The 21,969-nt window shown below is 73.5% G+C and carries 15 protein-coding genes, 1 tRNA gene and 1 other RNA gene; 10 read left to right on the top strand and 7 right to left on the bottom strand.

Annotated features, from left to right (window positions below; translation table 11 throughout):
* The first annotated feature begins 17 nt into the window (after nt 1–17).
* A complete protein-coding gene (locus tag BLT67_RS04910) occupies nt 18–1,865 on the top strand; it encodes a helicase HerA-like domain-containing protein (protein ID WP_092665981.1) in 1,848 nt (615 codons plus the stop codon).
* A complete protein-coding gene (locus BLT67_RS04905) occupies nt 1,862–3,538 on the top strand; it encodes a sensor histidine kinase (RefSeq protein WP_092665980.1) in 1,677 nt (558 codons plus the stop codon). The genes BLT67_RS04910 and BLT67_RS04905 overlap by 4 nt, the downstream gene beginning before the upstream one ends.
* On the opposite strand, the gene BLT67_RS04900 is transcribed toward BLT67_RS04905, so the two are convergent.
* The 5 genes from BLT67_RS04900 to BLT67_RS04880 all read right to left on the bottom strand — a co-directional run bounded on the left by BLT67_RS04900 (nt 3,503) and on the right by BLT67_RS04880 (nt 10,015).
* On the bottom strand, nt 3,503–4,972 hold the full coding sequence (locus tag BLT67_RS04900) for a glycosyltransferase family 2 protein (RefSeq protein WP_092665979.1): 1,470 nt from the start codon (nt 4,970–4,972) through the stop codon (nt 3,503–3,505). The two genes, BLT67_RS04905 and BLT67_RS04900, sit on opposite strands and share 36 nt — an antisense overlap.
* Nucleotides 4,969–5,928 carry a HEAT repeat domain-containing protein gene (locus tag BLT67_RS04895; RefSeq protein ID WP_157674184.1) on the bottom strand — a complete coding sequence of 320 codons (960 nt, stop codon included), beginning with the start codon at nt 5,926–5,928 and terminating at the stop codon, nt 4,969–4,971. The genes BLT67_RS04900 and BLT67_RS04895 overlap by 4 nt, the downstream gene beginning before the upstream one ends.
* Complete coding sequence (locus BLT67_RS04890) at nt 5,928–6,287, bottom strand: response regulator transcription factor (RefSeq protein WP_197674434.1); 360 nt, start codon at nt 6,285–6,287, stop codon at nt 5,928–5,930. The genes BLT67_RS04895 and BLT67_RS04890 overlap by 1 nt, the downstream gene beginning before the upstream one ends.
* A gap of 551 nt (nt 6,288–6,838) precedes the next feature.
* Nucleotides 6,839–6,923: transfer RNA gene (locus BLT67_RS04885), tRNA-Ser, on the bottom strand.
* An 83-nt stretch (nt 6,924–7,006) separates the two neighbouring features.
* On the bottom strand, nt 7,007–10,015 hold the full coding sequence (locus BLT67_RS04880) for a S8 family serine peptidase (RefSeq protein WP_172801984.1): 3,009 nt from the start codon (nt 10,013–10,015) through the stop codon (nt 7,007–7,009).
* 167 nt (nt 10,016–10,182) lie between these two features.
* On the opposite strand from BLT67_RS04880, the gene pta reads away from it, so the two are divergent.
* Nucleotides 10,183–12,303 carry a phosphate acetyltransferase gene (gene pta / locus BLT67_RS04875; protein WP_092665976.1) on the top strand — a complete coding sequence of 707 codons (2,121 nt, stop codon included), beginning with the start codon at nt 10,183–10,185 and terminating at the stop codon, nt 12,301–12,303.
* Complete coding sequence (locus BLT67_RS04870; RefSeq protein WP_092665975.1) at nt 12,300–13,502, top strand: acetate/propionate family kinase; 1,203 nt, start codon at nt 12,300–12,302, stop codon at nt 13,500–13,502. Before pta ends, BLT67_RS04870 begins: the two co-directional genes overlap by 4 nt.
* Before the next feature lie 33 nt (nt 13,503–13,535).
* Here the strand turns inward: BLT67_RS04870 and BLT67_RS04865 are convergent, their stop codons facing one another.
* Nucleotides 13,536–14,321 (bottom strand): cytochrome b5-like heme/steroid binding domain-containing protein, encoded by a 786-nt coding sequence (locus BLT67_RS04865; RefSeq protein ID WP_092665974.1) that lies wholly within the window; start codon nt 14,319–14,321, stop codon nt 13,536–13,538.
* 54 nt (nt 14,322–14,375) lie between these two features.
* Here BLT67_RS04865 and ffs point away from each other — a divergent pair.
* The 5 genes from ffs (at nt 14,376) to BLT67_RS04840 (ending at nt 19,910) form a co-directional block, all read left to right on the top strand.
* An RNA gene (gene ffs, locus BLT67_RS04860) (signal recognition particle sRNA small type) lies at nt 14,376–14,472 on the top strand.
* Between the two features lie 53 nt (nt 14,473–14,525).
* Nucleotides 14,526–16,895: a DNA polymerase III subunit gamma and tau gene (locus BLT67_RS04855; protein WP_092665973.1), complete on the top strand. Its 2,370-nt coding sequence runs from the start codon at nt 14,526–14,528 to the stop codon at nt 16,893–16,895.
* Between the two features lies 1 nt (nt 16,896).
* Nucleotides 16,897–17,496 (top strand): recombination mediator RecR, encoded by a 600-nt coding sequence (recR, locus tag BLT67_RS04850; RefSeq protein WP_092665972.1) that lies wholly within the window; start codon nt 16,897–16,899, stop codon nt 17,494–17,496.
* Between the two features lie 66 nt (nt 17,497–17,562).
* A complete protein-coding gene (locus BLT67_RS04845; protein ID WP_092665971.1) occupies nt 17,563–18,837 on the top strand; it encodes an aspartate kinase in 1,275 nt (424 codons plus the stop codon).
* The gene (locus tag BLT67_RS04840) at nt 18,834–19,910 is read left to right on the top strand and encodes an aspartate-semialdehyde dehydrogenase (protein ID WP_092665970.1); all 1,077 of its coding nucleotides are present in this window, start codon (nt 18,834–18,836) and stop codon (nt 19,908–19,910) included. The genes BLT67_RS04845 and BLT67_RS04840 overlap by 4 nt, the downstream gene beginning before the upstream one ends.
* A 66-nt stretch (nt 19,911–19,976) precedes the next feature.
* Here the strand turns inward: BLT67_RS04840 and BLT67_RS13365 are convergent, their stop codons facing one another.
* Nucleotides 19,977–20,336, bottom strand: coding sequence for a hypothetical protein (locus BLT67_RS13365; protein ID WP_157674182.1), 360 nt, complete (start codon nt 20,334–20,336; stop codon nt 19,977–19,979).
* 111 nt (nt 20,337–20,447) lie between these two features.
* Between BLT67_RS13365 and BLT67_RS04835 the strand changes: the two genes are divergently transcribed.
* Nucleotides 20,448–21,965: a malate:quinone oxidoreductase gene (locus tag BLT67_RS04835; protein ID WP_269456975.1), complete on the top strand. Its 1,518-nt coding sequence runs from the start codon at nt 20,448–20,450 to the stop codon at nt 21,963–21,965.
* Nucleotides 21,966–21,969 lie beyond the last annotated feature (4 nt).

Below are 21,969 nucleotides of genomic sequence, written 5' to 3'. Positions count from 1 at the left end.
CCGCCTAGGATGGCGGCATGACCGACGAGCTCGCGAAGGCGCAGGCAGCACTCGAGGAGGCCAGGAGGGCACAGCTCGAGGCCGAGGCGAGGATCGCCGAGCTCGAGGCGAGCGCGCAGCGCGCCGCGAAGGACACCCCGCCGCCGGCGGCCGACGACGCGAACCCGGCCGAGGCGCCGCCCGTCGCTGAGCGGTTCGAGGAGGCGCCTGCGGCCCCCGTGCCCGCCGACCCCGACCAGCCGGCCGAGCCCGGCGCATCCGTCGCCCCGACCGCCGAGTCCGGTCCCCTCGACGCGGATGCGGTGGCGCTCGTGCGCGCCGGGTACGCGTTCGAGGGCCCCGCGCTCGAGATGGGCGCGCTCGTCAACGGGGCCCCCGACGCCGAGACGCAGGTGCGGATCCCGCTCGCGATGGTCAACCGCCACGGGCTCATCGCGGGCGCGACCGGAACCGGCAAGACGAAGACGCTGCAGGTGCTCGCCGAGCAGCTCTCGGCCGCCGGCGTGCCCGTCTTCGCGGCCGACATCAAGGGCGACCTCTCGGGGATCGCGACGCCGGGGGAGTCGAGCGAGAAGCTCCTCGCGCGCACGGCGGGCATCGGTCAGGCCTGGGAGCCGCGCGCCGCGCCGGTCGAGTACTACGCGCTCGGCGGAGTCGGGCACGGCGTGCCGATCCGCGCCACGGTGCTCGACTTCGGGCCGACGCTGCTCGCGAAGGTGCTGGGGCTCAACGCGACGCAGGAGTCGAGCCTCGGCATCGTCTTCGCGTACGCCGACGACCAGCAGCTGCCGCTCGTCGACCTGAAGGACCTGCGCGAGCTGCTGCTGTGGCTCACGGGCGACGGCAAGGAGGAGCTGCGGCGCCTCGGCGGCATCTCGACGCAGACCGCCGGCGTCATCCTGCGCGAGATCACGGCCTTCAGCGAGCAGGGCGCCGATCGCTTCTTCGGCGAGCCCGAGTTCGACACCCGCGAGCTGCTGCGCACCGCCGCGGACGGCCGCGGCATCGTGAGCCTGCTCGAGGTGCCCGGCGTCGCCGATCAGCCGGCGCTGTTCTCGACGTTCCTCATGTGGCTGCTCGCCGACCTCTTCGAGGACCTCCCGGAGGTCGGCGACATCGACCGGCCCAAGCTCGTGTTCTTCTTCGACGAGGCGCACCTGCTGTTCAAGGATGCGTCGAAGGACTTCCTCGCCGCGATCGTGCAGACCGTGCGGCTCATCCGCTCGAAGGGCGTGGGCATCTTCTTCGTCACGCAGACGCCGAAGGACGTGCCCGACGACGTGCTCGCGCAGCTCGGCTCGCGCGTGCAGCACCAGCTGCGCGCCCACACGCCCGACGCCGAGCAGGCGCTGCGGGCGACGGTGCGCACCTACCCGCGCAGCGGCTACGACCTCGGCGAGGTGCTGACGACGCTCGGCATCGGCGAGGCGATCGTCACGGTCATGGACGAGCGCGGCGCGCCGACGCCGGTCGCGTGGACCCGGCTGCGCGCGCCGCAGGGCTCCATGGACCCGACGCCGGACGACCGCATCCAGGCGACGGTGCAGGCATCGCCGCTGCTCGCGACCTACGGCGAGGCGGTCGACCGCGAGTCGGCGTACGAGCTGCTGCAGGCGCGGATGCGCGAAGCCGAGCAGGCGGAGCAGGATGCGGAGGCGCGGAAGGCGGCCGAGGACGAGGCCGCGCGGCTCGAGGCGCAAGCGGAGCGCGCGCGGCGCAGCGGTGGCCGGAGCGGCGGCTCGAGCGGCGGCTCGGGCGGCGCATCCGGCGGCGGCAACGTCATCACCGACTTCCTCGGCTCGCGATCCGGGCAGGCGATGATCCGCGACATCGTCCGCGGCGTCTTCGGCAACCGCCGCCGATGACCGGCTCGACGCCGGTGACGGGCCCGTTGCCCATCGCAGCGGGCTGGCAGGAGCGCGGCGCCGCAGTGGTGCGCCCGCGCACGCTGCTCCTGCAGGCGGTCTTCGCGCTCGTGACGGCGCTCGTGCTCGTCGTCTTCACGATCGTCGACCCCGCCGTGTGGGGCGACGGCTACCCGTGGTCGGCGACGGCCGCGATCGCCGTCGCGACCGGCCTCGCGCTCGCGCTGCGCTGGATGTCCGAGCGCACCATCGCATGGGTGGCGATCGTGGTGCCCGTGCTCGACCTGCTGGGCCTGCTGCTGCTCGCCGTCGATCCGCAGGCGCCCCGCATCATCGCGATGCTCGCGGTCGTGCCGGCGTTCTGGCTCGGGCTCGCCGCGCGCAGGCTCGGTGCCGCGATCGCCGCGGTCGCGGGGCTCGCGGTCGGCATCGCGATGGCGCTGCGCATCCCCGACTCGAGCGGCGTCACGCTGACCGCCAACGCCGTGGGATCGGCGCTCGTGCCGCTCGCCCTCTTCGCTGCGGCCTGGTTCGCCGACAGCTTCAGCGGCACCGTCGAGCGCCAGCAGCAGGTCATCCTGCGCCGCGAGGAGGAGAAGGCGGCGATCGCCAAGCAGCGCGAGGCCGACGCGGCGCTGCTCGACGCGATCTTCGAGACGGCGCGCGTCGGCCTGCTGCTGCTCGACACCGAGGGGCACGTCGTGCGCGCCAACCCGACGCTCACCGGGCACCCCGCGCTCGGCGGCGACGCGCTCGGCGAGGCGCTCGAGGGCGCGGCGTTCCTCGAGCTCGACTCGCGCCGCACCATCCCGGCAGAGCGCTCGCCGCTCGCGCGGGCCGCCCGAGGCGAGTCGTTCGACAACGAGGTCGCGTGGCTGCAGCGCGACGGCCACGACCTCTTCGCCGTCACCGTCTCGTCGCGTCCGCTGCTGCTCGACGGCGAGCTGCGCGGCTCGATCGCGTCGATCGACGACGTCACCGCCTACATGCGCATGCTCGAGGATCGCGACGACTTCGTCGCCCTGGTCTCGCACGAGCTGCGCACGCCGCTCACCTCGATCACGGGCTACCTCGAGCTCGCGCTCGACGAGGCGATGCCCGATCGGCTGCGCGACTGGCTGCTGATCGTGCGGCGCAACTCGGAGCGGCTGCGCGCGCTCGTCGAGGACCTGCTCATCGTCGGCGAGATGAGCCGCGGCGAGACGCACCTCGAGCCCGAGCGCGTCGACCTGCGTGCGCTCGCGCGAGACGCCGTCGCGACGCTCGAGCACCGCGCCAGGCGCCGCGGCGTGGGCCTGCGGCTCGTCGACGGCCCCCCGATCGAGGTCGAGGCCGATCGCCGCCGCATCACGCAGGTGATCGAGAACTACGTCTCCAACGGCATCAAGTACACCCGCGACGACGGCGGCGTCGAGGTGCGCGTCGAGGCGATCGGGCCGGATGCGCGCCTGCGGGTCGTCGACGACGGGCCCGGCCTGCAGGCGGCCGAGGCCGCACGCGTCTTCGAGCGCTTCTTCCGCTCGCAGGACGCGCGGGCATCGGGCGTGCCCGGCGCGGGCCTCGGGCTGTGGATCTGCCGCATGATCGTGCAGGCGCACGGCGGCAGCGTCGACTTCGAGAGCGAGCCCGGCCGCGGATCAACCGCGTCCTTCCGCCTTCCCCGCAGCTCCTGACGCATCCGCCCCGGCGAAGCCCGTGCGGGTCATCTCGCCCCACACCTGCGTGCGGTTCGTGAGGCCCGCCCACCAGCCCTGGATGCGCCAGATCGCGGTGAGCTGGCGGTAGCCGAGGTTCTCGGCGACGATCGCCCACAGGGTGGCGCCGAAGTCGCGCCAGCGCTCGTAGCGGTGGAAGCTCGCCTCCTCGACGACGACCGCGGCGAGCGTGACGAGCGTGCCGTAGCCGTAGGAGACGAGCGCGAGGAATAGCGCGAACTGCACGTCGAGCGCTCCGGTGGCGAGCCCGAGCACCACGAGCGCGAGCCCGACGAGCTCGACGACCGGCGCGATGAGCTCGAAGAGCCAGTAGTAGGGGAGCGCGATCCAGCCGATGCGGCCGTAGCGGGGGTTGAGGAGCATGCCGCGGTACTTCCACAGCACCTCCCACAGCCCGCGGTGCCACCGGCGGCGCTGTCGGGCGAGGACGGGGAGCGTCGAGGGCGCCTCGGTCCAGCTGACGGGCTCGGGCACGTACACGACGCGCCCGTCGCGGCCGGTGTCGCGCAGCCAGCGCTGCACCCGCATGACGAGCTCGAAGTCCTCGCCGATCGAGTCTGGGTCGAGGCCGCCGAGCTCGAGCAGCATGTCGCGGCGGAACATCCCGAACGCGCCCGAGATGAGGATGATCGAGCCGAGGTCCGACCACGCGGTGCGGCCGAGCAGGAACGCCCGCAGGTACTCGACGACCTGGATCCGCGCGATGGTCTGCTTGGGCATCCGCAGCTCGACGATGCGGCCCGCGTGCACGCGCGAGTTGTTGACGATCCGGACGACGCCGCCGGTGGCGACGACGCGGCCGGGGTCGTCTGCGAAGGGCTTCGAGACCGACAGCAGCGCATCCGGCTCGAGGATCGAGTCGGCGTCGACCATGACCACGAGGTCCTTGCTCGCGAGCTCGAGTCCGGCGTTGATCGAGTCGGAGCGGCCGGAGTTCTCCTTGTCGATGACGATGAGCGGCACGACGCCGCCGCGTGAGCGCCACACTCCGCGGATGCGGCCGCGCACCGGCAGCCGGTGCGGCTGGTCGCGGTCGTCGGGCACGAGGTCGAACTCGTCGCGCAGCGCCTCCATCGTGGCGTCGGCGCTGCCGTCGTTGATCACGATGACCTCGTGGTCGGGGTAGCGCAGGTCGAGCACCGAGCGCACGCTCGTGCGGATGACGGCGGCCTCGTTGTAGGCGGGCACGAGCACGCTGACCCCGAGGCTCAGCGGGGACGCCGCCATCGCGTCGCCGCCGTCGTGGTCGCGGCCGCGCAGGTAGCGGGCGAAGTGCCGCGCGGCGATGAGCACGAGGACGAGCATCGCGGTGTTCATCGCGATGAAGTAGATCGCCGACGGCCACGCGAGCGCCATGATCGTGGCCGAGACGGCGTCGTGCAGCCAGCTCATGCGGCGTCCTGCCTGCGCAGGCCCGCGGCGCGGCGGACGGCGGCGCCGCCCTGCGCGTCGAGCTGCGCGAGGGCGTCGCCGGCCCAGACGGCGGGCATGGCGGCGAGCGTCGCCGCAGCGGCCTCGCCGGCCGGGTCGTCGGAGAGCGCCGTGCGCAGCAGGGACGGCACGGCCGACGACGCCGGCAGCCGCTCGAGCGAGCGGATCGCCGCGAGCCGGACGGGCTCGGAGGGGTCGTCGACGAGCCGGGCGAGCACCTCGGCCGCTCCGGGCGCCTGCAGCAGCCCGGCGACGCGCGCGGCGCCGTGCCGCACCCCGGCGTCGGGGTCGTCGAGCGCGCGGCGCACCCGGTCGCTCGCCGCGCCGCCCTGCTGCAGGAGCGCCGAGGCCGCCACGCTGCCGGGCACGCCGCTCTCGGTCGCGAGGGCGCCGACCACGAGGTCGATCGCCTCGGGCTCGGTGAACGACCCGAGCGCACGGATCGCGACGGTGCGCACCTCGGGCACGGGGTCGACCGCGAGCACGCAGAGCGCGTCGAGCGCCCCGGGCGGGCGCACGAGGCCGAGCGCCTCCGCGGCGTCGGCGCGGGTCGACGGCGCGCGGTGCCCGGTCGCGGCGAAGATGCGCGGCACGAGGCCCGCGGCGTCGCCGACGGCCCGCAGGCGGTCGGCGGCCTCGCCCGTGACGTCGCGCAGCATGTGGAACACCGTGCGGCGCACGTGCGCGCGCTCGGCGGCCGGGAGGGTGCGCACCTGCTCGAGGAGCGCATCCACCTCGTCGTCCTCGACGACGGTCGCGGTGAGCACGAGCGGGCGGATGCGCTGGTCGAGCTCCGCGCGGCGGAGCTCGCGCCGATGCCGCACGATGCGCTGCACGACGAGCGTCACGAGCATGCCGAGCACGACGCCGGCGGTGATCAGCAGGATGACCTGCATCGCGCCGTCGGATGGGCGCATCATCCCAGCGCGGCGGTGACGCGGGCGAGCAGCGCCCGAGGGCTGAACGGCTTGGTGACGTAGTGGTCGGCGCCGGCGGCGAAGCCCGCCTCGATGTCCTTCTCCTGCCCGCGGGCGGTGAGCAGGATGACGGGGGTGCGGTCGCCGGTGTCGCGGATGGCGCGCAGCACGTCGATGCCCGACATGCCCGGCATCATGACGTCGAGCACGATCACGCCCCAGCCGCCCTCGAGGGCGGCCTCGAGCGCTTGCGAGCCGTCGGCCCGCGCGACGACCTCGTGGCCGGCCGACTCGAGCTTGATGGTGACGAGATCGCGGATGTCGCGGTCGTCGTCGACGACCAGGATGCGCTCGTTCACGGCGCCATCACAGGGCGGCGGTCGGGGATGCTCACACCCATGCGTGCTCCATCGTGACTGGTCAGCAGGTCAGTGCGTCCACGCTACACGGGCGAGCCTCGCGGGCGGAACATTCCCCATCCTGCAGGAGTGCGCAGCGATCGGGGTTCGATCGGCGGCTCGGGCGATCGATCGGCGACTTCGTGCAGTCGCTCGCGGCGCGTCACCGTCGCAAGTCGCCACTCGGTCGCGCAAGTCGCCCATCGACGGGCGCGGCGGGGGGTGAGGCGGAGCGCGAGCAGGGTCGCGCGCACGCGACCGGACGGCGGAGGATAGGGGATTCGAACCCCCGCGAAGGCCCGGTGGGCCTTCGCGGCCCCCGGCCCGACGCGACCATGATCCGGACGGCGGAGGATAGGGGATTCGAACCCCCGCGAAGGCCCGGTGGGCCTTCGCGGCCCCCGGCCCGACGCGACCATGATCCGGACGGCGGAGGATAGGGGATTCGAACCCCCGCGAAGGCCCGGTGGGCCTTCGCGGCCCCCGGCCCGACGCGACCATGATCCGGACGGCGGAGGATAGGGGATTCGAACCCCTGAGGGCTTGCACCCAACACGCTTTCCAAGCGTGCGCCATAGGCCACTAGGCGAATCCTCCTGGCTGACCGCGAGCGGCCAACCCTGCGAGTCTAGCGCCAAAAGGGGCGGAGGCTCGCGCCTCCGCCCCTTCCGATCGAACCGCTACGGCATCTGGCCGCGGCCCGTCTGCGGGCCGGGAGCCGACTCGGCGTACACGTAGGTGCGCTCCGTCGAGCCGTCGAGGTCGTAGAGCACGACGCCGAGGTACTGCTCGTTGGCGCCGAGGCCGTTCCAGCTCAGGTCGAGCGAGAATGCGTCGCCGGTCTCCACCTGCTGGCTCGAGGGGCTCACCGTGAGCTTGCCCTTCCCGCCGTTCGGGGTGACCGCCGCGTGCTCGAGCAGGAACGGCGTCGAGGCGCCGCCCGCCGAGTACACGTGCACGAGCGCGACGTAGTTGCCGGGCTGCGGGTCCTCCAGCAGCACGGCCTCGTCGGCCGATGCGGTGCCGCCGACCCACTGCTCCACCGCCTGGCCCTGCGCGTTGAGGCGGTAGATGTACAGGTCGAGGTCGGCGACCGACTCGTCGCCGTCGAGCACGAAGTCGTGCACGAGCTCGCCCTGGCGGATCGTCACCGGGTAGACGAACTGGGCGCCCGTCGCCCCCCGGTCGCTTCCGAGCGTCTGGTACTTCGCGAAGCCCGCGGTCGACGCCGTGAGCGTGCCGGACGTGCCGGCGATGCCCTCGATGTCGATGCTGGCGCGACGGCCCTCGCCCTCGACCCACTCGGGGGCGACGATCGCGAGCGGACGGACGGCGATCGGCGAGCGCACGGCGTTCGCGTCGTTCGACCAGGTCAGGAAGCCCTTCGCCCACTGCTCGGGCTCGGCCGAGGCCGTCGTGAAGGTGACCTCGTAGGAGAGCTCCTGGCCGACCTCGGTGAACTCGAGCACCTGCGGCGACACCGACACGTCGATGCCCGCGACGCCCTCGACCGACACCTGGTAGGTACCCGTCTCGAGCGCGGTGAGCGTGCGCGTGACCGTCTGCGAGCCGGCGAGCGCGCCAATGCCGATCGACGGGATGTTGAGGTCGCTCGGGTCGATGCGCTCACCCACCCAGGCGTCCGGCAGGCCGTAGCCCAGGCCGCGCAGGTAGCCGAACCAGTCCTCGGTGCCGTTCTCGTAGACCAGGCCCGGGTTCAGGAACGCCGGCGAGTCGACGATGCCCGCGCCCTGCGCGAACGGGTCGGTCTCGCGGCTGCCGTCGGCGCGCACGGTGTCCTCCGCGCTCGTCATGAGCGCGCTCTTCACCTCGGCCGGCGACGCCGTCGGGTGCTCCGACAGGTAGACGGCGGCGAGGCCCGCGATGTGCGGGGCGGCCATCGACGTGCCCGACAGGAACTCGAAGCGGTCGGGACCGCCCGGAGCCTGCCACGCCGCGGCGATGATGCCCACGCCCGGGGCGGCGACGTCGGGCTTGATGACGTCGGAGCCGTCGGCGAGCGCCGGACCGCGCGACGAGAAGCCGGCGACCACCGGAGCGGGCGTCTGCTCGCCAGAGGTGTTGCCCGGCGTCAGCGTCACCGTCTCACCGGCCTTCGCGGCGGCGAGGGCCTGGTCGCGGTACTGCGCGTCGATGTGCACCGTGGGGACGGCGTGGTCGTCGAGGTCGATCGAGCCGGGGGTGACGTTCGCGAGGATGACGCCGATGGCGCCCACCGCAGCGGCCACCTCCGACTTCTCGACGCGCGCGTTCTCGCCGCGGTCGCAGAGCACGATCTTGCCGACCGCTGCGGTCGCGTCGAGCGTGCCGGGGAGGCACAGCGCCGCGCGCGCGGCCGTCTGGCCGGCAGCGGGGATGTCGCCGGCGTAGACCGTCTCGCCCGTGACCGAGCCGTCGAACGGCACCGTGATCGAGCCGCCCGCGACCTTCGAGCCGTCGGCGAAGGTGATCGTCGCCTCGTAGTTCGGCACGGTCGTGGCGGCCACGGTCGTGTACCAGGGGGAGGCGTGGTCGAGCGTCGAGGCACCGGGGCCCGAGTTGCCGGCCGAGGCCGACACGAACACACCGGCCGCCGCGGCGCCGAGGAACGACAGGTCGGTCGAGGTGACGACCGAGGTCGCCGCGCCGCCGCCGATCGAGTAGTTGATCACGTCGACGCCGTCGTACACGGCCTGGTCGATCGCCTGCACGAGGTCGGTCGAGGCGCAGCCGTCGTCATCGGTCGTCGAGGGGTCCGGACCGGACCAGCACACCTTGTACGCGGCGATGCGCGCCTCGGGCGCGACGCCCGACATGGTGCCCAGGTCGGCGCCGCCGACCGAGGTGATCGCGACATCCGCGTTGCCCGCCGCCGTCGAGGCGGTGTGCGAGCCGTGGCCGTCGCCGTCGCGCGGCGAGGCGTACTCGCCGGGCACCTGGGACTCGGTGCCGATGCGGCTCGCGCCGAAGCCGTCGAGGAAGAAGCGGGCGCCGACGATCTTGGTCGAGCAGTCCTCGGCGGTGAAGCCGGGGCCCGTCTCGCAGACGCCGGTGAAGACCTGTCCGTCGCCCTTCTCGTAGGTGATGACGTCGCCGACCAGGTAGGGCTCGTCCCCGGGGGTCGTGCCGAGGGGCTCGCCCGCGAAGAAGGGGTTCTCGGGCGCGATGCCCGTGTCGAGCACGCCGACGACGACGCCCGCGCCTGCCTCGCCCATGCCGCCGACCTGGTTCCAGAGCTCACCGAGCTCGAGGTAGTCGTTGGCGGGGGAGCTCTGCAGCTGCAGGATCTCGTTGGCCTCGACCGAGCGCACGCCGCGCTGGCGCGAGAGCTCCTCGGCCTGCTCGGCGGTGAGGTCGGCGACGAAGCCGTTGACGGCCGCCGTGAGGTCGGCGGCGACGGTCGCCCCGACCGAGGCCGCGACGTCCTCGTGGCGGTCGTTCAGGTGCGCGGCGTACGCGCGGGCCGCGCGCGAGTCGGTGTCGAGCTCGCCGCCGCGCTGCGGCGCGGTCGGGGCGAGCCCCGTGATGCCGCCCTCATAGGTGGCGAGGGCGTCTTCTGCGAGGACGACGATGTAGCGCCCGTCCTCGAAGTCGAGCGTGGAGCCCGGTGCTGCTGCCGCGTTCGCGGTGGCCGCGCTCAGGACCGCAGCGCTCGCGCCGAGCGCGATCGCCGTCCCGATGGCGGTCACGCGACGCAGCGCTCTCCGCGCTGTGCTGTGTGAGGTCACGTTCATCCCTTCGGTGCCGATGCCGTCGTTGGCATCGCGCTCCATCCTGAACCCAGCCTCAGGAACCGCTGAGCCTAGGCTCAAACCGTTACCGTTTCGTGACCTTTCTTCGGCACTACCCTGGGTGCGTGCCGACCCGCATCGTCATCGCCTCGCCCGAGGGCCACGCCGGGAAGTCCATCGTCGCGCTCGGCCTCGTCGACGCGCTCAGCCGCCGCGTCAGCAGGGTCGGCGTCTTCCGCCCGATCGCCCGCTCGCACGACGAGCCCGACCGGGTGCTCGAGCTGCTGCTCGCGCACGACGCGGTCGACCTCGACTACGAGGAGGCGATCGGCACGACCTACGCCGCGGTCCACGACGACGCCGACGCGGCGCTCGCGACGATCGTCGACCGCTACCACCGGATCGACGAGCGCTTCGACGCGATCGTCATCGTCGGCAGCGACTACACCGACGTCGGCAGCCCGACGGAGCTCGGCTTCAACGCCCGGGTCGCGGCGAACCTCGGCGCCTCGGTGCTGCTCGTGCTCGGCGGCCACCACCCCGAGACCGACGCCTCCCGCTCCGCAGACGAGCTGCGCCAGCTCGCCGAGGTCACGACGGCCGAGCTCGCGCACGCCCACGCATCCCTCGCGGGCATCATCGTCAACCGCGCCGACCCGGCCGCGATCGACGGCATCCCGGCGGCGGTGGCGGATGCGGTGACCGACGACGTGCCGATCTGGTCGATCCCGGAGGACGCACTGCTGAGCGCGCCGAGCGTCGGCACGCTCTTCCGGGCCGTCGAGGCCGAGCTCGTGCGCGGCGAGCCCGAGCTGCTCGCGCGCGAGTCGCTCGGCACCGTCGTCGCCGGCATGTCGATGGAGCACGTGCTCGAGCGGCTCATCGAGGGCGGCATCCTCGTCATGCCCGGCGACCGCTCCGACGTCGTGGTCGGCACGCTGCTCGCCCAGCAGTCGGACACCTTCCCGTCGATCGCGGGCATCGTGCTGAACGGCGGGTTCGAGCTGCACCCGGCGGTGCAGCGCCTGCTCGACGGCCTCGATCTCGACCTGCCGATCGGCCGCAGCCCGCACGGCACGTACGAGACGGCGCGCCGCATCGCCGGTACGCGCGGCTCGCTCATCGACGGCACGCAGCGCAAGCGCGACTCGGCGCTCGCGCTCTTCGAGCAGCACGTCGACGCCGACGCGCTGCTCGAGCGGCTGGAGGTCGCGACGACCGACGTCGTCACGCCGCTCATCTTCGAGCACAGCCTCATCGAGCGCGCGCGCCGCGACGTGCGGCACATCGTGCTCCCCGAGGGCGACGACGACCGCATCCTGCAGGCCGCATCCACCGTGCTCGCCCGCGGCATCGCGCGGCTCACGATCCTCGGCGACGCCGCGGCGATCCGCCAGCGCGCCGCCGGCCTCGGCCTCGACCTCTCGGGCGCCCGCATCGTCGCGACCGACGATGCCGAGCTGCGCCCGAAGTACGCCGCCGAGTACCAGCGGCTGCGCGCGCACAAGGGCGTCACGATCGAGCAGGCGATGGAGCGGCTGCGCGACGTGAGCTACTTCGGCACGCTCATGGTGCACATGGGCGACGCCGACGGCATGGTGTCGGGCGCCGCCCACACGACCGCGCACACCATCAAGCCGTCGTTCGAGACGATCAAGACGAAGCCGGGCGTCTCGGTGGTCTCGAGCGTGTTCCTCATGGCGCTCGCCGACCGGGTGCTCGTCTACGGCGACTGCGCCGTCATCCCCGAGCCGACCGTCGAGGAGCTCGCCGACATCGCGGTCTCGTCGGCGGCGACCGCGCGCGAGTTCGGCATCGAGCCGCGCGTCGCGATGCTCTCCTACTCGACGGGCGAGTCGGGCAGCGGCGCCGAGGTCGACCGCGTCCGCGCGGCGACGCAGCTGGTGCGCGAGCGCGCGCCGGAGCTGCCGGTGGAGGGCCCGATCCAGTACGACGCGGCGGCGGATGCGGCGGTCGCGCAGAAGAAGCTCCCGGACTCCGCGGTCGCGGGCCGGGCGACGGTGTTCGTCTTCCCCGACCTCAACACGGGCAACAACACCTACAAGGCCGTGCAGCGCTCTGCGGGCGCGCTCGCGATCGGCCCCGTGCTGCAGGGTCTCAACAAGCCGGTCAACGACCTCTCGCGCGGCGCGCTCGTGAGCGACATCGTCAACACGATCGCGATCACCGCGATCCAGGCGCAGGGGGCGGATGCCGGCGCGGCCGGCGGGGGAGGCGCGGCATGACCCGCTCGGTGTTCGTCATCAACGCGGGCTCGTCGAGCCTCAAGTACCAGCTCGTCGACGTCGACTCGGGAGCGTCGCTCGCGAGCGGGCTCATCGAGCGGATCGGCGAGACCACCGGCGAGGCGCGCCACGAGGCGCCCGGCATCGAGCGCGTCACCGAGCGGCGCGTCATCACCGACCACGAGCACGCCTTCGGGTGGGTGCTGCAGCAGCTCGACCGGCACGGGCCCGACCTCGACGACGCCAACCTGATCGGCATCGGGCACCGCGTCGTGCAGGGCGGCGCGCGCTTCGACCGCGCGGTCGCGATCGACGACGACGTCGCGCAGCAGATCGGCGACCTCGCGCCCCTCGCGCCGCTCCACAACCCCGCCAACCTGCAGGGCATCCGCTCGGCGCGCGCGACGTTCCCCGGTCACCCGCACGTCGCGGTGTTCGACACCGCCTTCCACCTCACGATCCCGCCCGCGGCCCACCGCTACGCGATCGACGCCTCGGTGGCGGCCGAGCACCGCATCCGCAAGTACGGCTTCCACGGCACGAGCCACCAGTACGTCTCGCGCCGCATGGCCGAGCTGCTCGGCCGCCCGCTCGAGGAGGTCAACACGATCGTGCTGCACCTGGGCAACGGCGCCTCGGCGACCGCGGTGCGCGGCGGCCGCAGCGTCGAGACGTCGATGGGCATGACCCCGCTCGCGGGGCTCGTGATGGGCACGCGCTCGGGCGACATCGATCCGGGCGTCATCTTCCACCTGCACCGCGAGGCCGGCATGTCGATCGACGCGATCGACACGCTGCTCAACAAGCGCTCCGGGCTGCTGGGCCTCACGGGCACGGGCGACATGCGCGACGTGCGGCAGGCGGCGGATGCGGGGATCCCGCGCGCGGTCGAGGCGCTCGAGATCGTCGCGCACCGGCTGCGCGGCACGGTCGGCGCCTACCTCGCGCACCTCGGGCGCACCGACGCGATCGCGTTCACGGCGGGGATCGGCGAGAACTCGGCACCCATGCGCGCCGACGCGCTCGCCGGGCTCGAGGGGCTCGGCATCGTGCTCGACCCCGAGCGCAACGCCGGCTCGGGCGAGCGGCGGATCTCGGCCGACGGCTCGGCGATCGAGGTGTGGGTCGTGCCGACGAACGAGGAGCTCGAGATCGCGCGGCAGGTGGCCGAGCTCGTCGACTCCTCGGGCGCCGAGTAGCCGCGCAGCGGCGCGTCGGGCCGACGCGCTCGCTCAGCGCTCGGCGAGCGCGCCGATCGCGAACTGGCTGAGCTGCTCGGCCGGCAGCGCCGCGCCGCCGTGCTGCGCGGTGAACGCATCCGTCGCATCCGTGCCGCAGATGCCGAGGATGCGGTCGGGCCCGCCGGGGTGGCGGGTGATCCACGTCGTCACGTCGTAGACCGTCCCCTCGATCGCCACCCAGCACGAGGCCGAGTCGTCGTGCTGGGCGACCTCGCCGATCGTGATCTCGGTCTGGTCCGGCTCGGCTCCGTCGTCGGCGCCCCCGCCGTCGCCCGCGGGCGCCGTCTGCGCAGGCAGGGCGATGCGGTCCTGCCACACCGCGGTCGCGCCCGTGTGCCCGGTGAGCACCGCGACGATCACCGCGCCGATCGCGACCGCGGCGAGCACGGTCCCGGCGATGAGCCCCATGACGCCCGTGGGCCGCCGCCGACGGATCGCGCGCCGCTCCCACAGCCACCACCCGAGCGTCGCCGCGAAGAGGATCGTCGCCATCGCGAGGGTCCAATTGCCGAGCTGCTCGTGCTGGCCGGGCGAGCCGACGCGCTCCGCGAGCGCCTCGCCCGAGAGCCGCGCGACGAGCGCGCCGACCATCGCGATCCCGAGCACCGCCACGACGGGCCACGCGAGCTGCGCGCGCCGGCTCGGCACGAGCAGCACGAACAGCACGCCGAGGGCGCCGAGCGGCAGCAGCACCACGGGCACGTGCACGGCGAGCGGATGCAGGGGCAGGCCGAACGCGAGGTCGAAGGGGCTGGCCGAGGCGGCGAGCGGATGCATGCGGCAACGCTACAGCCGGCGCGCGCACGCGGCCCGCGCGGTTGGTACGATGGATGCGGCTCCCCGCGTGGCGCCATCCAGGCCAACTCCCCCAGGTCGGAGACGAAGCAAGGGCAACCGGGCTCTGGCGGGTGCGCGGGGAGTCCTTCGCGTCCGGGGACGGGCGCGACCGCGCGCGTCACCGGCGGCAAGTAGCCTGGATCCATGGTCGCCGCCCTCTACCGCCGCTATCGGCCGGAGTCGTTCTCCGAGCTCATCGGGCAGGCGCACGTCACCGATCCGCTGCGCACCGCACTGCGCGCCGACCGGGTCAACCACGCCTACCTCTTCTCGGGTCCGCGCGGCTGCGGCAAGACGACGAGCGCCCGCATCCTCGCCCGCTGCCTCAACTGCGCCGAGGGCCCGACGCCCGACCCCTGCGGCGTGTGCGACTCGTGCGTCGAGCTCGGCCGCGACGGCGGAGGCTCGCTCGACGTCGTCGAGATCGATGCGGCGAGCCACGGCGGCGTCGACGACGCGCGCGACCTGCGCGAGCGCGCCACGTTCGCGCCGAGCCGCGACCGCTACAAGGTCTTCATCATCGACGAGGCGCACATGGTGACCTCCGGCGGCTTCAACGCGCTGCTGAAGATCGTCGAGGAGCCGCCCGAGCACATCAAGTTCATCTTCGCGACGACGGAGCCCGAGAAGGTCATCGGCACGATCCGCTCCCGCACGCACCACTACCCGTTCCGGCTCATCGCCCCCGCGCCGATGCTCGAGTACGTGCAGCAGCTGTGCGTCGAGGAGGGCGTGCAGGTCGATCCCGGCGTGCTGCCGCTCGTCGTGCGCGCCGGCGGCGGCTCGGCGCGCGACACGCTGAGCCTGCTCGACCAGCTCATCGCCGGCTCCGAGTCCAAGGTCACCTACGAGCACGCGGTCGCGCTGCTCGGCTTCACGCACGGCGAGCTGCTCGACGAGATCGTGGGCGCGCTGTCGGCTGCGGATGCGTCGAGGCTGTTCGCGTCGATCGATCGCGTCGTGCAGTCCGGTCAGGATCCGCGCCGCTTCGTCGAGGACCTGCTCGAGCGGCTCCGCGACCTGATCGTCGCGCACGCGGCGAGCGACCCCGCGGCGATCCTGCACGGCGTCCCGGAGGACGAGCTGCGCGTGCTCGTCGAGCAGGCCGGCGGCTTCGGCGCCGCCGAGCTCTCGCGGGCCGCCGACATCGTCGCGAAGTCGCTCACCGACATGGCGGGCGCGACGAGCCCGCGCCTGCACCTCGAGCTGATGGCCGCGCGGCTGCTCGTGCCCGAGGCGGGCGAGCCCGAGGTCGGCACGCTCGCGCGCGTCGAGCGGCTCGAGCAGCGGCTCGACGGCGCCGGCGCGCCGGCCGCCCCGGTCGCGTCTCAGCCGGCGCCCGCACGGGTGGCCGGGTCGGCGCCCGCGCCCGTTGCCGCCCCGGCCGCGCCGTCGACCGCCCCGGCTGCGCCGTCGACCGCCTCTGCTGCCGAGCCGGCGCCCGCACAGGCACCGTCGCCCGCCGCCGCCGTTGCAGCAACGCCCGCCCCGTCGGCGCCCGCCGCGTCGGCGCCCGCGCCTGCGGCCTCCGAGCCGGCTCCTGCCGCGTCGGCGCCCGCTCCGACCGCGAAGGAGCGAACCCCGGCAGCCGAGGCGCCTGCGGCGCCGATCGCCGTGCCCGCCGAGGCGATCACCTTCCAGCAGCTGCGCGACGCGTGGGACGAGGTGCTGCAGCAGCTCGCCGAGCAGAACCGCTCTGCGTGGATGCTCGTGAGCAACACCACCCCGATCGAGCTGCGCGACGGGGATGTGCTGCTGCTCGGATTCCAGTCGGATGCCGACGTGCAGCGGTTCCGCGAGCCGCAGGGCACGCGGCCGAGCCCTGCCGACGCGCTCCGCCGCGTCATCGCCGCGCTGCTCGGCATCGAGGTGAAGTACGTCCCGCGCACGCCGCGGCAGACCCCGCGCGCGTCCGCCGGCCAGCCCCCGTCGGCCGGCGAGGAGGTGCACCGAGCCGCGACGGCGTCGGCGCCTCCCGCCGCGCAGCCTGCGCCCGTCGCTCCGTCGCCGACGCCGGCCCCGTCGCCGACGCCGGCCCCGTCGACGGCGCGGGCGTCGGCTCCCGAGCCGCAGCGCGCATCCGCCCCCGTCTCGACGAGCGCGAGCGCCGGCGCGCGTGATGGCGAGCGGCGCCCCGCTCCGACGCCCGCCGCGGGTGCCCCGGCCGCCGATGCGGCCGTCACCGGCTGGGCGGTCGCGACGATCCCGACCGATGCCGATGCACCGCCGGAGGACCTCCCGGAGCAGCCGCTGCCCGACGAGCCCGAGCCGGACCCCTTCTCGTTCGTGTCGGCACCCGAGGCTCCGGCGCCCGCCGCCGCATCCGCCCCGGCACCGCAGGCGGAGGCGACGCCCGCAGCGCCGTCGCCGATGCGCGAGGCGATGGCGAGCGCGCCGCGGCCCGAGCCCGAGCTCTCGGCCTCGCAGGCCGCGCGCTACGGCGAGGCGGTCGTGCGGGAGGAGCTCGGCGCCGAGCTGATCGAGGAGCGCCCGCGGGTGCGAGGGGAGCGCTGACATGTACGACGGCATCGTGCAGGACCTCATCGACGAGCTCGGCCGCCTGCCGGGCGTGGGCCCGAAGTCGGCGCAGCGCATCGCGTTCCACATCATCCAGACCGAGTCGTTCGACGTCGACCGGCTCGCCACCATCCTGCAGACGGTGCGGCAGCGCGTGCGCTTCTGCGTGATCTGCGGCAACATCGGCGAGGAGGAGCGCTGCGCGATCTGCCGCGACCCGCGCCGCATCCCGACCACCATCTGCGTGGTCGAGGAAGCGAAGGACGTCGTCGCGATCGAGCGCACCCGTGAGTACCGCGGGCTCTACCACGTGCTCGGCGGAGCGCTGAACCCGATGCAGGGGATCGGCCCCGACCAGCTGCGCGTCGCCTCGCTCATGACGCGGCTGCAGGACGCGTCGATCGAGGAGGTCATCATCGCGACCGACCCCAACGTCGAGGGCGAGGCGACGGCGACCTACCTCATCCGCAGCCTGCTGCCGCTCGGCGTCAAGGTGTCGCGCCTCGCGAGCGGGCTGCCGGTCGGCGGCGACCTCGAGTTCGCCGACGAGATGACGCTCGGTCGCGCGTTCGAGGGGCGCAGGGCCGTCGAGCACTGAGCCGAGCGGCCGATCGCGGCACCCTCGAGAGCCTAGACTGAGGGGTCCGGGCGGAACAGGAGCGACGTGAGCCTCATCGTGCAGAAGTTCGGCGGGTCCAGCGTGGGCGACGCCGAGGGGATCAAGCGCGTCGCGAAGCGGATCGTCGAGACCCGTCGGCGCGGTGACGACGTCGTCGTCGTGGTCTCCGCGATGGGCGACACGACCGACGAGCTGCTCGACCTCGCGCACGCCGTCGTGCCGAGCCTGCCCTCGGGCGGGCGCGAGCTCGACATGCTCCTCACCGCCGGCGAGCGCATCTCCATGGCGCTCCTCGCGATGTCGATCAAGGCGCAGGGCGCCGAGGCGGTCTCGTTCACCGGCAGCCAGGCCGGCATGCTCACCGACGACAAGCACGGCGCCGCCCGCATCGTCTCGGTCACGCCCAGCCGCGTGCGCGACGCGCTCGACAAGGGCCAGATCGCCATCGTGCAGGGCTTCGCGGGCTTCAACAAGGTCACCGGCGACATCACGACGCTCGGCCGCGGCGGCTCCGACACCTCCGCCGTCGCCCTCGCCGCCGCGCTCGGCGCCGACGTGTGCGAAATCTACACCGACGTCGACGGGGTCTTCTCCGCCGACCCCCGCGTGGTCCCCAAGGCCCGGCGCATCCCCCGCATCATGAGCGAGGAGATGCTCGAGATGGCCGCGGGCGGTGCGAAGGTGCTGCACATCCGCAGCGTCGAGTACGCGCGCCGCCACGGCGTCACCCTCCACGTGCGCTCGTCGTTCACGAACGACGACGGCACGATCGTCTACGACCCAGAGAGAGCGGGGTCCCAAGTGGAAGAGCCGATGATCGTGGGCGTCGCCCACGACCTGTCCGAGGCCAAGGTCACCGTGGCGGGCACGCCCGATGTGCCCGGCACCGCCGCCCGCATCTTCACGATCGTCGCCGAGACCGGCGCGAACGTCGACATGATCGTGCAGAACGTCTCCGAGGCGGCCACGGGCCGCACCGACATCTCGTTCACCCTCCCGAAGGAGGAGGCGGGCGCAGTGCTCGACGCGCTCGAGGCGCAGCGCGAGGCCGTCGGCTTCGAGCAGCTGCACTACGACGACCAGATCGGCAAGCTCGCGCTCGTCGGCGCGGGCATGCGCACGAACGCGGGCGTCTCCGCCGTGCTGTTCAAGGCGCTCGCCGACGCCGGCATCAACATCGAGATGATCTCGACCTCCGAGATCCGCATCTCGGTCGTGACGCGCGCCGACCAGCTGATCGACGCGGTGCGGGTCGTGCACACGGCCTTCTCGCTCGACGCCGAGACCGAGGCGGTTGTGCACGCCGGGACCGGCCGATGATCCGCGCGCTGCTCGAGGAGCCGGGCGACGCGCGTCCGGTGCGCATCGGCGTCGTCGGCGCCACCGGCCAGGTCGGCGGCGTCGTGCTCGAGCTGCTGGCCGCCAGCGAGCTCGAGATCGAGCAGCTGCGGCTGTTCGCCTCCGCCCGCTCGGCGGGGAAGGCCATCGCCTTCCGCGGCGCCGAGATCACCGTCGAGGACGCGGATGCGGCCGACCCGACCGGGCTCGACATCGCGATCTTCTCGGCCGGCGGCGCCACCTCGCGCCGGCTCGCGCCGAAGTTCGCCGAGGCTGGCGTCGTCGTGATCGACAACTCGTCGGCCTGGCGCATGGACCCCGAGGTGCCGCTCGTCGTCTCGGAGGTCAACCCGCACGCCATCGCCGGCGCCGCGAAGGGGATCATCGCGAACCCCAACTGCACGACCATGGCCGCGATGCCGGTGCTCAAGCCGCTCGACGTCGCCGCCGGACTCGTGCGGCTCGTCGTCGCGACCTACCAGGCGGTCTCCGGCTCCGGCCTCGCGGGTGTCGAGGAGCTGCGCGGCCAGCTCGAGCAGGCGGCCGGCCAGCACCCCGAGCGGCTCACGCACGACGGCAGCGCCGTGACCTTCGACGCGCCCGCGGTCTACGCCCAGCCGATCGCCCACAACGTGCTCCCGCTCGCCGGCTCGATCGTCGACGACGACTCCGGCGAGACCGACGAGGAGCAGAAGCTGCGCAACGAGTCGCGCAAGATCCTGCAGCGGCCCGAGCTGCGCGTCGCCGGCACGTGCGTGCGCGTGCCGGTGTTCACGGGCCACTCGCTCGCGGTCCACGCCGAGTTCGAGCGCGACCTGAGCCCCGAGCAGGCGCACGAGCTGCTCGCGCAGGCGCCCGGCGTGCAGCTCGTCGACGTGCCGACGCCGCAGCAGGCCGCCGGTGCGGACCCCTCGCTCGTGGGCCGCATCCGCGCCGACCAGTCGGCCGAGCCCGGCAAGGGCCTCGTGCTGTTCATCGCGAACGACAACCTGCGCAAGGGCGCGGCGCTCAACGCCGTGCAGCTCGCCGAGCTCGTCGCTCGCCGCCTGGGCTGACCGGAGGCGTACGACGGAGGGCGGGACCGCGGTCCCGCCCTCCGTCGTCTCTGCTGTGCGCGCCGGTCAGGCTGCCGGCGGCGCAGTCGGGTGGTCGCCCGCCTGCGGGTGGGCGGTGCCGCCGTCGCCCGCCCGCGCCTGCGGCTCCGCCGGGGCGCCGTCGCCGGCCTGCGCCTGCGGGGCGTCCGCAGCCTCGTCGGTCGCCGCATCCACCCACTCGTTCTCGAACTCGCCGCCGCCGGCGGCGCGCGGCTCCGACCGCGTCTCGCCGCCGACCTTGGTCTCGACCCAGTGGCGCGCGTCCGCGGCCTTCTCACCGAGCGCGTGGCCCGCGTCGTGCGCCTGATCGCCCAGGCCCTCCGCCCGCCCCTTGACCCAGCCGGCGGCATGCTCCAGCTTGTCCTTCGCTTCGTCCAGGAATCCCATCGCCGCACTCCTCTCGATGCCGACGGTCGCTGTCGGTGCGGCAATGCTAGGCCTGCGATCCTCCATGTCCCCCGACCGCCGAGACCCGGCCGTTGTCCTAGAATCAGACACGTGACCACGAAGACGATCGATGTCGCCCTGATCGGCGGGGGAATCATGAGCGCGACGCTCGGTGCCCTCCTGCACCGGCTCGAGCCTTCGTGGACGATCGAGGTCTTCGAACGGCTCCCCGAAGTGGGGCAGGAGTCGTCGAACCCCTGGAACAACGCGGGCACGGGCCACGCGGCCCTCTGCGAGCTCAACTACATGCCCGAGGGCGCCGACGGCTCGATGAGCACCGAGAAGGCCGTCTCGATCAACGAGCAGTTCCAGCTCTCGCGCCAGCTCTGGGCGTCGTTCGTCGAGGACGGCACGCTGCCCGACCCCAAGGGCTTCATCTCGCCGACGCCGCACATGACCTTCGTGTGGGGCGAGGCGAACGTCGACTACCTGCGGCGCCGCTGGGAGCTGCTCAAGGACGAGCCGCTCTTCGCCGGCATGGAGTACTCCGAGGACGCCGAGGTGATCCGCGGCTGGGCGCCCACGCTCATCCCCGGACGGAAGAAGTCGCAGCCCATCGCCGCGACGCGCTCGACCGACGGCACCGACGTCGACTTCGGCGCCCTCACGCGGATGCTGCTCGACGGGCTCGTCGCCGACGGCGCCCGGGTCCACACCGACGCGACGGTGCGCGGCCTCAAGCGCACCGACGACGGCTGGCACCTGCGCGTGCGCCGCGAGGTGGGGCAGTCGATGGTCGACGTGCACGCCCGCTTCGTCTTCGTCGGTGCCGGCGGCGGGGCGCTCAAGCTCCTGCAGAAGTCGGGCATCCCCGAGGCCAAGGGCTTCGCCGGCTTCCCGATCACCGGCGCGTTCCTCCGCACCGACAACCCCGACGTCGTCGCCCGGCACTCCGCCAAGGTGTACGGCAAGGCGGCCGTCGGCGCACCGCCGATGTCGGTCCCGCACCTCGACACGCGCGTCGTCGACGGCGAGACGAGCCTGCTGTTCGGGCCGTACGCGGGCTTCAGCCCGAAGTACCTCAAGACCGGCAGCTACACCGACATGTTCGAGACGATCAAGGTCCACAACCTGTGGCCGATGATCCGCGCCGGCCTCGCCAACCTCGGCCTCGTCGGCTACCTCGCGGGCGAGGTGTTCGCCTCGCGCAGCCAGCGCATGGAGGCGCTGCGCGAGTTCATGCCCGATGCCAAGGATGAGGACTGGCGCCTCATCACGGCCGGGCAGAGGGTGCAGGTCATGAAGCGCGACCCCGAGAAGGGCGGCGTGCTGCAGTTCGGCACCGAAGTCGTGACGGGCGCCGACGGCACGATCGCCGGCCTCCTGGGCGCCTCACCCGGCGCCTCCACCGCCGTGCACATCATGCTCACCATCCTCGAGCGGTGCTTCCCCGAGCGCATGGAGGCCTGGCGGCCGACGGTGCTCCAGCTCATCCCCAGCTACGGCACCAAGCTGAACGACGACCCGCAGGCGGCGCGCGACGTGCTCGACCGCACGGCGCGCACGCTGCAGCTGGTCGAGGTGCCGGAGCCCGCGCTCCCGGGCCTTGCGGTGAGCGCCGCGCCCTAGGAGG

This window comes from Agrococcus carbonis (genome assembly GCF_900104705.1).
Classification (GTDB): domain Bacteria; phylum Actinomycetota; class Actinomycetes; order Actinomycetales; family Microbacteriaceae; genus Agrococcus; species Agrococcus carbonis.
This window is presented reverse-complemented; position numbering and strand designations above follow the sequence as displayed.